This is a genomic window from Vibrio sp. R15-SG3-ISO1A (assembly GCF_059833955.1).
The window spans coordinates 32,320-45,920 of the sequence record NZ_JCBDGH010000075.1; the positions used below are offsets into that span (position 1 = coordinate 32,320).

Here is a 13,601-nt window from a genome sequence, read left to right on the forward strand (position 1 = left end):
TTGTGTATATAATCCGAAATCATTGGTTTTGAAAGGAATTCAAACGTGAAAAAAACGCTTCGCTCCTTGTGCGGCTTTAGCTATCTATGCGCTTTTTTAGGCGGGTGGCCACTTATGGCGACAGCCCAGTCAGGACCATCGCTGATTGATACCGATGTGCCAGCTGTTGAGCGCCCTAAAATTGCTGTGGTGCTGGCGGGCGGCGGCGCCAAAGGTGCGGCGCACATTGGGGTGTTGAAAGCGCTTGAAGAGCTGAAAATTCCGGTCGACTACATTACCGGCACCAGTATGGGCGCCTATGTAGGCGGCCTTTATGCGACAGGGATGAGCGCTGATGAAATCGAGAGTTTTCTTTACAGCGTCAATTGGAACTCTGGCTTTGTTGATAAAGTGCCGCGCAGTGAGCGTCGTGTGCGAGATAAAGAGTACGAAGACCGCTACCAACTGACGACCGATTTTGGCCTAGGGATTGGTGAGCTCAAAGCCGCCAAAGGGGTCGTGCAAGGGCAGAGTATGCTGCGTATCTTGCGCGAAACCACAGGTAATCTTCCTCCTTTTACCAGCTTTGATGAACTGGCGATCCCCTATCGTTCGGTGGCGACCGACATCATTCAATTAGAACCTGTCATCTTAAGCAGTGGCTATTTGACCGATGCCATGATGGCGAGCATGTCTGTCCCTGGTGCGCTGCCACCGTATGAAGTGGATGGCAAAATGTTGGTCGACGGCGGGGTGACCAACAATATGCCGGTCGAACTCGCTCGAGCACTGGGCGCGGACATCATTATCGCGGTGGACATCAGCTCGGATTATCGCGCCGAAGAGGAATTCACCAACTTATTTACCGTCGCTTCGCAGTTGTCTAATTATCTTGTCCAGCGCAGTACCCGAGAGCAGACGAGCTTTCTTGCTGAGGGCGATGTCCTTCTGAAACCTGAGGTGGGTCGCTACGGCACCACCGATTTCTCCATCATGCCTGAAGCGTATGTCAAAGGTTATGAGGTCGCCCATGCAGCAAAGGAGCAATTGCAGGCGTTGTCGGTGTCTTCCGCTGAGTACCAACACTATGTGGAGAAAAAACAGCAAGCACGAGCCAAACTCACTTATGTCGATGAGGTGGTGATTGACCGATTGGAGGTGAGCAATAACAGCCCATTCTCCGATGAGGTGATAGCGCAGCGATTGAATCTTGAAAGCGGCGAGCAGTATTCGACGGAAACGTTGGAGCAGAGCATACGCGATCTCTATGTGTTGGATCGGTTTGAGTTGGTGACCTACCAGTTTGATCAGCAAGATGATGACAACGTGCTGCGCGTGAACATCAAAGAGAAATCCTGGGGGCCGAATTTTGTCGACTTTCGTTTCTTCCTTGAAGATGACTTTCAGACCAAAAGCCAGTACTCGATTGGTGTCTCCACCAACTTCACCGGCTTGACGGAGCAAGGAGCCGAGCTAAGAGCCAATATCGAACTGGGCACAGACAAGCTGTTGGAGTTTGATCTCTATTCACCGATCCTCTCCTCTCAAACACTGTTTGGTAACGCGATAGTCAGTTACAAGGAGCAGACGCGTAACCTGCCGTTTGACGCCGATGGAGAGTTCGAATTCATTACCGATCCTACCTTAGAGACAACCGAGAATTACCTGCCGGTGAACTATGCCCAGTGGATTGGGGAGCTGGCGATGGGTTATCAGAGCAACTTATGGAGCCAATTTAAGGTGGGCGGGCGCTATACGCATGGTGAAGTGGAAGCGTCGACCTTCTCCTTGTTTGGCACTGGCCGCTATGAGCGCCTAGGACTGTTTGCCAACTACCGCATTGATACTTTGGATAACTTTGCCCTACCAAACAAGGGTGTTTACCTCGATCTAGGATTCCTAGTTTCTGATGATAGCTCGCAAGACAGTTTGTCGGACATCGATGATACCGTGTACGAAACCACCGTGCGTTGGATAGGTGCGCACAGCTTTGGCCGTCATACTTTAGTGGGTAACTTTGATGGCGCGCTGGTGGAGAGCAAAAAGTCCCAGTTGCTGGTGGATCCTAAACAGTTAGGCGGCTTTCTAAACCTCTCCGGCATCCCGAAAAACAGTCTGGTTGGGCAAAACAAACTCTATGGTAATGCTACTTATCGCTACCGTTGGTTTGATAACGATTTTGGCCTCTTCAGCTCGCCCTTCTACGTCGGCGCGTCATTGGAATATGGCGGTGTGTGGTCAGATCCGGATACAGAAATCAGCCAAGCGCCGATGTATCAAGCAGCCTCGGTTTTTGCGGGGATTGACTCGCCAGTCGGACCGGTGATGTTTGGTTATGGCCGTACTGAACAAAACTACGACTCGTTTTATCTTATCATCGGCAGTTCGTTTAAATAGTGGGATCGAGTCGATATAAATTGTTGTACGGTTTATAGGGAAAATGTGCTTATACTGCATGAAAAAGCATAGAACTTTAGTCTCAAGTTGCTATGTTGGTCAAAATGATGAGATTTTAATTTAACGTTAAATTTGCTATTCTACCGCCCACAGTTTGGCCTCTTTGGCATGATTATTCGATGTATGGTATCGCACCCAATTGAATGACAATATGGCATGGAGCGCCAAGTTTCCAAGGATGTTCACTCCCTTCTTTTCTGAATAAATAGCAATAAAGGGGAGGAACCGCAATGAGAGGAAAAAGTCGTGCTTGAAGCCTATCGTAAACACGTCGAAGAGCGTGCTGCTGAAGGAGTTGTACCTAAACCATTGGATGCCGAGCAAGTTGCCAGCCTAGTGGAACTTCTGAAAAATCCCCCTCAAGGTGAAGAAGCGTTTATTCTTGACCTTCTGGAAAACCGTATCCCACCGGGTGTTGATGAAGCGGCTTACGTCAAAGCTGGCTTCCTAACGGCCGTGGCGAAAGGCGAGGTCTCTTCTCCGCTGGTTAGCCGCGAAAAAGCCGCGCAGCTCCTTGGTACTATGCAAGGTGGCTACAACATCGCGCCACTGGTTGAGTTCCTTGATGATGAGACTCTAGCCCCCATCGCGGTCAAAGCCTTGTCTCATACACTACTGATGTTTGATGCGTTCTACGACGTGGAAGAAAAAGCCAAAGCCGGCAACAGCTTTGCACAGCAAGTGATGCAATCATGGGCGGATGCAGAGTGGTTTACTGCCAAGAAGAAAGTCGCAGAAAAGATCACGGTGAAAGTGTTTAAAGTGACCGGTGAGACGAACACCGATGACTTATCCCCAGCCCCAGATGCTTGGTCACGTCCTGATATTCCTGTTCACGCCAAAGCGATGCTGAAAATGGAGCGTGAAGGCATCAACCCAGATCAACCAGGTAGTGTTGGTCCTATCACGCAACTCGAAGAGTTGAAAAAAGACGGCATCCCACTCGCTTACGTGGGTGATGTTGTGGGCACCGGTTCTTCGCGTAAATCCGCGACTAACTCAGTGCTGTGGTTTATGGGCGAAGATATCCCATACGTACCTAATAAGCGCACCGGCGGTATCTGCTTGGGTGGCAAAATTGCCCCTATCTTCTACAACACCATGGAAGATTCAGGCGCGCTACCGATTGAACTGAACGTACAACAGATGAATATGGGCGATGTGATCGACATCTTCCCGTACGAAGGAGTGGTACGTAAAGATGGCGAAGAGATTTCTCGTTTCGAGCTGAGCAAAGTGCTGCTTGATGAAGTGCGAGCGGGTGGCCGTATTCCTCTTATTATCGGTCGTGGCTTAACCAGTCGCGCGCGCGCATCGCTCGGTCTTGAAGAGACCGATCTCTTTGCAAAACCCGTTGACCCATCATCGTCAACTAAGGGCTTTACTCTGGCTCAGAAAATGGTCGGTAAAGCGTGTGGCGTTGAAGGTGTCCGCGCAGGTCAATACTGTGAACCTAAGATGACCACGGTCGGCTCGCAAGATACGACGGGCCCAATGACGCGTGATGAGTTGAAAGACTTGGCGTGTCTTGGTTTCTCCGCAGACCTTGTTATGCAGTCATTCTGTCATACCTCTGCGTATCCAAAACCAGTGGATGTGAATACTCACCATACCTTGCCAGACTTCATTATGAACCGTGGCGGTGTCTCTTTGCGCCCTGGTGACGGTGTTATCCACTCTTGGTTAAACCGCATGTTGCTGCCAGACACCGTAGGTACAGGTGGTGACTCGCATACTCGTTTCCCTCTTGGTATTTCTTTCCCTGCTGGTTCTGGCTTGGTGGCGTTTGCCGCTGCGACGGGGGTGATGCCATTAGATATGCCTGAATCTATCTTAGTCCGCTTCAAAGGCGAGATGCAGCCGGGTATCACCTTGCGTGATTTGGTGCATGCGATCCCTTACTATGCGATTCAACAAGGTCTATTGACGGTTGAAAAATCAGGTAAGATCAATGAGTTCTCAGGTCGCGTACTTGAGATTGAAGGGGTGGAGCACTTAACGGTTGAGCAAGCGTTTGAACTCTCTGATGCCTCAGCAGAGCGCAGTGCAGCAGGCTGTACTGTCAAGCTCTCTCAAGCGTCAATTGAAGAGTACCTCAACTCAAACATCACCATGTTGAAGTGGATGATCTCCGAAGGTTACGGCGATCGCCGCACCATCGAGCGTCGCATTACAGCGATGCAAGAGTGGTTGGCTAACCCTGAACTAATGGAAGCCGACGCGGACGCGGAGTACGCGCACGTGATTGAGATTGATCTTGCCGAGATCAACGAACCTATCTTGTGTGCACCAAACGATCCAGATGATGCGCGCCTACTTTCTCAAGTGCAAGGCACTGAGATTGACGAAGTCTTCATTGGCTCGTGCATGACCAACATTGGTCACTTCCGTGCAGCAGGTAAATTGCTTGAGCAATATGGTGGTACCTTGAATACACGTCTCTGGGTAGCGCCGCCAACCAAGATGGACCGCGATCAATTGACCGAAGAAGGCTATTACGGCATCTATGGCCGTGCGGGTGTGCGTATTGAAACCCCAGGGTGTTCACTCTGTATGGGTAACCAAGCGCGCGTAGCGGATAAAGCGACGGTCATGTCGACCTCAACGCGTAACTTCCCGAACCGTTTAGGTACCGGCGCGAATGTGTTCCTCTCTTCCGCTGAGCTCGCGGCAGTGGGCGCAATCATAGGCCGCATCCCTACTAAAGAAGAGTATCTTGAGTACGCGGCGAAGATCAATGCGACCGCGGCGGATACCTATCGCTACTTGAACTTCCACAAGATGGAACAGTACACCAAGAAAGCGGATACCGTGATCTTCCAAGAACCAGCGTAATCACGCTCTAGCGAATATGACAGATCAGCGTCTGCTTCGGCAGGCGCTTTTTTTATCTCTGTTTTTTAGGCTCACGGTGTCGATTTTTAGAGTGTCTGAGGCCGATTTTAGGTATAGTGCGCGCCTTTTCTTCACGACTTTTTCTGGGTAGGTGGTTCAACTATGGAATTTGAATTTATTAAGAATACCTTACTGGGTGACGTCTACGTAAGATCCAGTATGGGGCATGAGGTCTTTGGTCGCTGGCTTCAGGAAGAAATTGGTCAAGACCCAGTCAAACTCGAGAGCATTGATCAGTTGCTAGCCAGTGCGAAAGCTGCGCCTCAGCAAGAGTTCATTTTAGAAGGCCGAGAAATTTCTCTGACAGTTCAAGGTGATGAAGTGTTAGTGGAAGAGAACAGCTTAAAGCATGACTTTGACCTTGGCGCGGAAAGTGAGTTTGAGTTGTATGAGAGCGAGAGCCGTGCAAGCTGCGGTTTGGAAGATTTCGAACAACTGCTCGACCAGTGGAAATCCTTTCTTCGTACAATGTAATGCACCCTATTGGTGAATGAATTCACTGATGCTCTGTTTTTGGGAAGTGCGCGCACCTTTATGGTGCGCGTTTTTCGTTCTACAGGATGGAGATTTAATGTAATTTCATATTTATCAATGGTTTAAAAACTTGGCACGCACCTTGGATTATAGAAAAGCAAAAGGATGACTGCTTCAGAGAGGATGCGATGAAACTTATTAATGCGATTATCAAACCGTTCAAATTAGATGATGTTCGAGAGGCGTTAGCCGATGTGGGCATCGAGGGGATGACTGTATCAGAGGTGAAAGGCTTTGGTCGTCAAAAAGGCCATACAGAACTTTACCGTGGTGCAGAATATCAAGTCGATTTTCTACCCAAAGTAAAACTAGAGATCGCCACTCAGGCTGAAAACGTTGACCGCGTTATCGAAGCCATCACGAAAGCGGCGCACACCGGAAAAATTGGTGACGGTAAGATTTTTGTCTACGACCTAAGTCAAGCAGTGCGTATTCGTACTGGTGAGACGGATGTTGAGGCACTTTAAGAATTCAAAGGACTGGAGATAAACACGATGGAATTATCAACAACAGTAACAGAGTTACGTTACGCACTAGACACCTTTTTCTTCCTCATTTCAGGTGCGTTAGTTATGTGGATGGCAGCGGGTTTTGCGATGCTGGAAGCGGGTCTAGTACGTTCAAAGAACACCACTGAAATCCTAACCAAAAACTTCTGCCTATACGCTATCGCTTGTACCATGTACTTGGTGGTTGGCTACAACATCATGTACGTCGACAACGGCGAAGGCGGTTGGCTACCATCAATCGGTGCGCTGATTGGTACGCAAGGTGAAGGTGCAGACCACTCCCTTGAGTCTGACTTCTTCTTCCAAGTTGTGTTCGTGGCGACGGCGATGTCGGTTGTCTCTGGCGCAGTGGCTGAGCGTATGAAGCTATGGGCTTTCTTGATTTTCGCTGTCGTACTTACAGCCTTCATCTACCCAGTCGAAGGTTACTGGACTTGGGGCGGTGGCTTCCTATCTGAAGCGGGCTTTAGCGACTTTGCAGGCTCTGGTATTGTTCACATGGCAGGCGCAGCAGCAGCATTGGCAGGCGTACTTCTTCTTGGTGCACGTAAAGGTAAATACGGCAAAAACGGTGAAATCTACCCAATTCCTGGTTCAAACATGCCATTGGCAACGTTGGGTACCTTCATCCTATGGTTCGGTTGGTTCGGCTTCAACGGTGGTTCACAGTTGATGGTATCAGATTTCGAGAACGCAACAGCGGTTGGTCAAATCTTCCTAAACACCAATGCCGCAGCCGCAGCAGGTGCCATTGCAGCGCTGTTTGTTTGTAAAACCACTTGGGGTAAAGCAGACCTGACTATGATTCTTAACGGTGCGTTGGCGGGCTTGGTAGCTATCACCGCAGACCCACTGTCACCATCACCACTTTACTCTGTGGCTATCGGTGCGGTATCAGGTGCATTGGTTGTGTTTAGCATCATCGGTCTAGACAAACTTAAGATTGACGATCCAGTGGGTGCTATCTCTGTTCACGGTGTGTGTGGCTTCTTCGGCCTGATGGTTGTGCCACTAAGCAACGGTGACGCTTCATTCGGTGCACAGCTTCTTGGTGCTGCAGTGATCTTCGCTTGGGTATTCGGTGCAAGCCTAGTGGTCTGGGGTATCTTGAAAGCAACAATGGGTATCCGAGTCTCTGAAGACGAAGAGATGGAAGGTATGGACATGCACGACTGTGGTGTTGGTGCTTACCCAGAGTTCGTGACTGTGAAATAAATCACTTTTTAATACAAAGTATGAAGCCCACACTCAGTGTGGGCTTTTTTTGATCTATGCTTCAGGGGCTGAGTAAAAGCACCATAGATACGCTCTGGCTTTTGAGACTGAGTTGATAAAAAATTAATCAATATTTGGTTAGGTGTGATACAAGTTGTTACAAATAAAGGGGTTTAAAATCAGCCGTTAACCCGCCTGTTTTGCTTATTGATGGATTGTTTTCTAAAGTTTGTTGAATATAATAAACGTATTGATAAACATTATCATTACTATATAAATCTAAAGGATTGACTCGATGAAAAAACTGCTGACTCTTTCTGCATTAGCCTGTGCAACTGTTGCCCCAACCGCGGCTCTCGCTGCAGAAGAAGTAAATGTCTACTCTTACCGCCAGCCTTTCCTTGTTGAGCCGATGTTCAACGAATTTACCAAAGAAACCGGTATCAAAGTAAACGTCAAGTTTGCGAAAACAGGGATCGCAGAAAAGCTCGCTCAGGAAGGAGAGTACAGCCCAGCAGACGTCGTGCTCACTGTTGACATCAGCCGCTTAGCTGAGCTTACCGACAAAGGTCTGGTGCAAGCGGTAAACAGTGACGTGCTTGAGAGCAACATTCCTGCTCAATACCAAGATGAAAATAACGAATGGTTTGCTCTGACGACACGTACTCGCAGCGTTTACTCTTCGCGCGACCGCGTAGGCAAATTGGGTGAAGACTTCACTTACGCCGATTTAGCCAAGCCAGAGTTCAAAGGCAAAATCTGTACACGTAGCGGTAAGCACCCATACAACGTATCACTGATCTCCTCTATGATTGCCCATGAAGGCGAAGCCGCGACCAAAGCTTGGTTGGAAGGGGTGAAAGCGAACCTAGCACGTAAACCACAAGGCAATGACCGTGCACAAGTGAAGGCGATTAAAGAAGGTTTGTGTGACGTGTCGCTAGGCAACAGTTACTACCTAGGCGCGATGGTTAACGACCCAGAACAGAAAGCATGGGCTGACGCGGTGTACATCAACTTCCCGAACCAAAGCACCACAGGTACACACGTGAACATCTCAGGTATGGCGATGGCAAAATACGCGCCCAACAAAGAGAACGCAGTGAAGCTGATGGAATTCCTTGCGGATGACGTCGCGCAAGAAATGTACGCAGAAGTGAACTACGAATACCCAGTCAAAGCGGGTGTAAAACGTTCAGAGCTCGTGGCTTCTTGGGGTGACTTTAAAGCCGATACTCTCTCGCTAGATGAGATCGCCGATCACCACGAAGCAGCAGTGAAACTGCTTGATGAAGTGAAATTTGATCTGTAATTCTGCTCACACAGACCATTAATTAAAGACAACCTCAAGTCTCGCTTTTCTTTGCCGAGCTTGAGGTTGTTTGCTTATAAGGGTATAAATACACCTATACGGTTAAAGGATATGAGATGTATTTGCAACTGCATCTATCCCTCATACAGCCTGATGATAAATAGGCAATGAAAGAAAAATATTATTCATGGAAAACCAGCAGTGGAGCGCTTGCTTTGTTGCTGGTTTTACCGATCTTAGCGATATTCTACACCGCCATCGGCGAGACAGATGACCTCTTTGGCCATCTGATGTCGACTGTTCTCCCAACCTACACATACAACACTGTGCTGCTAGCACTGGGAACCATGGCGTTTTCTCTGCTTTTTGGTGTGCCGAGCGCGTGGCTGATGGCGATGTGCCGCTTGCCCAGTGAGCGAGTATTACAGTGGGCATTGGTCTTACCGCTGGCTATGCCTGCCTATATTGTTGGATACATCTTTACCGATTGGTTTGATTTTGCTGGTCCGGTGCAGGTGTGGCTGCGTGGCGTCACTGGATGGGGACCGGGTGAGTACTGGTTTCCTGATATTCGCACCCTAAGCGGTGCGGTGGTGGTGCTGTCGTTGGTGCTTTACCCCTACGTGTATCTGCTGTGCCGCGCTGCGTTTATGGAACAGAATGTGTCGCTGTTGCAATCGGCGCGCTTATTAAAGTGCTCCCCTTGGGAGAGCTTTCGCCGCATCTCATTGCCACTGGCACGCCCAGCGATGGCAGTGGGGTTGTCGCTGGTTGCGATGGAGACCATCGGTGATTTTGGTACGGTCAGCTATTTCGCGGTCAATACGTTGACCACCGCGGTGTATGACACTTGGTTAGGCTACTCAAGCTTAACCGCCGCAGCAAAAATTTCCGCCATCATGTTGTTGATTGTGATCTTGCTGCTTAGCGCGGAACGCTACAGCCGACGCAAACAAAAGCTTTTTCAGCAGCAGTTTAATAGCCGTGAAGATTTTCGTTATGTTCTGACGGGTTGGAAGAAGTGGCTAGCCCTGATTTGGTGTTGGGGTTTGGTTTGTATCGCTTTTCTTTTCCCGTTGGGTCAACTGCTGATGTATGCCTACACCTACTTCTCACAAAGCTGGACCGCAGAGTTTCGCCAATTTGCGCTTAATAGTCTCTATGTTTCTATTTCCGCTGCGTTGATTGGTGTGGCGATCGCTTTGGTACTCAACTTCTGTCAGCGTATTACACCGAGTAAGACCAGCGTCAGTTTTATGCGCCTCTCTTCACTGGGCTATGCGGTGCCGGGCACAGTATTGGCAATTGGTATCATGGTGCCTGTACTCAGTCTCGATCATTTGGTTAATGATGTCGCTAAATGGATGGAGTGGGGACGCCCAGGGCTAATTTTCTCTGGTTCTATGTTTGCAGTTATTTTCGCCATGGTGGTGCGTTTCTCAGCGGTGGCGATTGGCAGCATTGAAAGCAGCCTGAGCAAAGTGTCGCCCTCACTGGATATGGCGTCGCGCACCATGGGGTGCAGCGTCAATCAGATGGTGTGGCGGGTTCACTTCCCACTGGTGCGTCGCGGCGCTTTGATTGCGGGCCTGTTGGTGTTTATTGAGTCGATGAAAGAGCTCAACGCCGCTCTTTTGCTCCGCCCATTCAACTTCGAAACCTTAGCGACCTACGTCTACAATTTTGCCTCCGATGAGAAATTGGAGTTGGCGGCGCTACCCGCCGTATTGTTGGTTCTCGTTGGTCTTATTCCTTTAGTTCTGATCAACCGTTCACTGGAGCACACACACTGATGAGTTGCGCGCTATCTATTGAAAACCTCACTTGTAAATATGACGACCAGACCACGGTACTCGAGTCGTTATCTTTGCGGGTCGAGCATGGTGAAATTGTCTGTCTACTTGGCGCCAGTGGTTGTGGGAAAACGACGTTGCTCAAAGCGATTGCCGGTTTGCTTCCGCTCAGTTCAGGCACCATGAGTCTCAATTGCAACGTGATTGATAATGGCGAGCACTGGTTGCCGCCTGAGCAGCGCAACATCGGTATGATTTTCCAAGATTACGCGCTGTTTCCCCATCTGACGGTAGAACAAAACATTGCCTTTGGTTTGACCGCGCTCTCAGCGCAAGACAAACATCAGCGCGTGGAAGAGATGCTGGAATTGGTGCATCTCAGTGGTTATGGCGATCGCTACCCGCATCAGCTTTCGGGTGGTCAACAGCAACGCGTGGCCATTGCACGCTCGTTGGCGTACAAGCCGGACTTGCTCTTGCTTGATGAGCCGTTCTCTAACATCGATACCCAAGTGCGCCATGAGCTGATTGGTGAAATTCGCAAGATTTTCAAAAAGCAGGGCGTCACGGCGATATTCGTCACCCATAGCCGCGAAGAGGCCTTTGCCTTTGCAGACAAAATGGCGGTGATGAACCACGGCGTCATTGAGCAATACGGGACGGCAGGCGAGCTTTACTACCAACCGTCGAGTAAATTTGTGGCGGATTTCTTGGGCGGCGGCAGTTACATCAAAGCCAAGCGCATCTCATCGTCTGAGTTCGAAACCGAACTCGGTGTGATTGAAGCGACCGCTCAACATGAGATCTCTCAAGGCGGCGAATGTGAATTGTTACTTCGTCCACAACATGTCCAGATCAGTGCGACTCAAGAGAGCAGTATCTCGGTGTTAGAGCAGCAGTTTATGGGCGATCACTGCCGTTATGTCATCAATGCGGGTGGTAATCTCTTGCTCGCCAGCTCCCCTGAGCCGTTGATGATTGGCCAACATGTGTCTGTCAAAGTGGATACCCAAGGTGTATTGGCGTTCTAGTCTAGAGCGGACATTCCGACAAAAAAATGCCCGGTATAGTACCGGGCAAATCTTCTTCACCTATAGGGTGGACCCAAGATGGATCGCGATGAAGCCTAGAGTTTGAGGAAGGTTTTCATTTGCAGCACCACTTTTTCAGCCGTGGCTTGGTCTGCCATTTCAGCAAAAATTCGCAGTAGTGGCTCAGTGCCAGAGAAACGTGCGATGACCCATCCACCATTTTTAAACACCACTTTCGCGCCATCTTCGTAGCTGACTTTGTCGATGTCATACTCAAATTCAGGCAGTTGCTTCTCGACGTAGAGGCGATCATACAGTGTCTGTTTTTGCGCCGCTTTAAACGTACAATCTCCTTCTGCGGTATAGGCGTAACCGTAGCGTGAATAGATTTCACCAAGCAGTTCGGAGAGTTTCTTCCCAGTGACGGAGATCATCTCCACCAATAAGCTGGATGCAAATACCCCATCTTTGCCCTTAATGTGACCGCGAATGGTCAAGCCGCCTGAGCTCTCTCCGCCGATCAGTGCATCGTGCGCTTCCATCTTTGAGCTGATGTGTTTAAAGCCAACCGGGACTTCATAACACGCTTCACCATGATCTGCGGCGATTTTATCGAGCAGGTGAGTGGTCGCGATGTTGCGCACCACCGCACCTTTCCAGCCCTTGTACTCAAGTAGGTAGTAATAGAGCAGCATCAGCACTTCGTTGGGGTGAATAAAATGACCTTTTTCATCAATGATGCCTAAACGGTCGGCATCCCCATCGGTACCAATTCCAATGTCGTAGCCTTCTGCTGCCACCAGATGTTTAAGACGATATAAGGTTGCAGCGCTAGGTGAGGGCATGAGTCCGCCAAAATCGGGGTTCTTGCCATCGTGAATCACATCTACATCGCAGCGCCCGTTGATCAAAACGGTTTGCAAAGCGTTCTTCGCGACCCCAAACATCGGGTCGATGAGAACGCGTAAGTTGGCTTTTTTAATCGCTTCAATGTCGATGAAATCGATGATGGAATCGACAAACTCGTTCATTGGATTAATGAGCTTAATGCGCTGGCTATCAAGTGCCTGTTCAAATTCCATGCTCAACACATCACTCTGGTTGAGGGTTTCAATTTGCGCTTCGATTTTTTGTGTGATCACTTCATCGGCATCGCGGCCACCTTCGATGAACACCTTGATACCGTTGTAATCCGCTGGGTTGTGCGAGGCGGTGATGCATGCTGAGTAGGCGCAATTCATCTGCTTGGCCTTGAACATCACGATAGGGGTGGGCACGAATTTGTCGATAAAACTCACGCAGATCCCGTTGGCTGCGAGCACTTCAGCAAACCAGCGGCCCGCTTTATCGGAGAGAAAGCGGCGGTCATAACCAATCACGAATCCGCGGTCGCTGACCTGTTCGTGATTGATGATATTGGCCAGCGCTTGGGCAACAAGGCGCACGTTGTCTTTTGTGAACGCTTCACCAATAAACGCACGCCAACCGCCGGTGCCAAATTTAATTGCTGAACTCATAGTTGTTTTCCTTTCTATCAAGCCCAGAGCGGCGCAAGGACGCTCTGGGCTGACTCGTTATCCCAATACCACGACCACTTGGTTGACAGAGCCTTGAGGCTGAACCGGAACCACACCCTCGAAGACTTGGCCGTTCACCGTGATGGATTGAACCCCTTTGCTCACCGAATTCGGATTGTCGACTTTGATGTGATAAGTGGCACCTAGCCACTCACGCGTAACCTCAAAGCCCGGCCAATCGGTCGGAATACACGGGTCGATGGTTAGGCCATCAAATCCACTGCGCACACCCAAAATAAAGTTGGTGACCGCAAAGTAAGCCCAGCCTGAGGTGCCGGTTAGCCAAGGGTGGTTGGCGC

9 protein-coding genes and 1 pseudogene are annotated in these 13,601 nt (G+C 49.6%); 8 read left to right on the forward strand and 2 right to left on the reverse strand.

All coding sequences use genetic code 11. The features are described 5' to 3' along the window. Positions 1-114: 114 nt before the first annotated feature. The 8 genes from AC6R0L_RS12500 (at position 115) to AC6R0L_RS12535 (ending at position 11,725) form a co-directional block, all read left to right on the forward strand. Positions 115-2,376 carry a patatin-like phospholipase family protein gene (locus tag AC6R0L_RS12500; protein ID WP_500629317.1) on the forward strand — a complete coding sequence of 754 codons (2,262 nt, stop codon included), beginning with the start codon at positions 115-117 and terminating at the stop codon, positions 2,374-2,376. A gap of 306 nt (positions 2,377-2,682) precedes the next feature. After that, a complete protein-coding gene (gene acnB, locus AC6R0L_RS12505; RefSeq protein WP_500629318.1) occupies positions 2,683-5,271 on the forward strand; it encodes a bifunctional aconitate hydratase 2/2-methylisocitrate dehydratase in 2,589 nt (862 codons plus the stop codon). A gap of 162 nt (positions 5,272-5,433) precedes the next feature. Further along, positions 5,434-5,805 (forward strand): YacL family protein, encoded by a 372-nt coding sequence (locus AC6R0L_RS12510; protein ID WP_487902101.1) that lies wholly within the window; start codon positions 5,434-5,436, stop codon positions 5,803-5,805. A gap of 188 nt (positions 5,806-5,993) precedes the next feature. After that, positions 5,994-6,332 (forward strand): P-II family nitrogen regulator, encoded by a 339-nt coding sequence (glnK, locus tag AC6R0L_RS12515; protein WP_334553954.1) that lies wholly within the window; start codon positions 5,994-5,996, stop codon positions 6,330-6,332. A gap of 27 nt (positions 6,333-6,359) precedes the next feature. Further along, positions 6,360-7,589 (forward strand): ammonium transporter, encoded by a 1,230-nt coding sequence (locus AC6R0L_RS12520; protein ID WP_334553955.1) that lies wholly within the window; start codon positions 6,360-6,362, stop codon positions 7,587-7,589. A gap of 295 nt (positions 7,590-7,884) precedes the next feature. Then, complete coding sequence (locus tag AC6R0L_RS12525) at positions 7,885-8,901, forward strand: Fe(3+) ABC transporter substrate-binding protein (RefSeq protein WP_500629319.1); 1,017 nt, start codon at positions 7,885-7,887, stop codon at positions 8,899-8,901. Between the two features lie 167 nt (positions 8,902-9,068). Further along, positions 9,069-10,694, forward strand: a complete 1,626-nt coding sequence (locus AC6R0L_RS12530) for an ABC transporter permease (RefSeq protein ID WP_500629320.1) — start codon at positions 9,069-9,071, stop codon at positions 10,692-10,694. Further along, positions 10,694-11,725 (forward strand): ABC transporter ATP-binding protein, encoded by a 1,032-nt coding sequence (locus AC6R0L_RS12535; RefSeq protein WP_487902098.1) that lies wholly within the window; start codon positions 10,694-10,696, stop codon positions 11,723-11,725. The genes AC6R0L_RS12530 and AC6R0L_RS12535 overlap by 1 nt, the downstream gene beginning before the upstream one ends. A gap of 95 nt (positions 11,726-11,820) precedes the next feature. Here AC6R0L_RS12535 and AC6R0L_RS12540 read toward each other — a convergent pair whose 3' ends face one another. Further along, the gene (locus AC6R0L_RS12540; RefSeq protein WP_500629321.1) at positions 11,821-13,242 is read right to left on the reverse strand and encodes a phosphoglucomutase/phosphomannomutase family protein; all 1,422 of its coding nucleotides are present in this window, start codon (positions 13,240-13,242) and stop codon (positions 11,821-11,823) included. A gap of 57 nt (positions 13,243-13,299) precedes the next feature. Then, positions 13,300-13,601: pseudogene (locus tag AC6R0L_RS12545) on the reverse strand (GH36-type glycosyl hydrolase domain-containing protein); the annotation flags it as partial.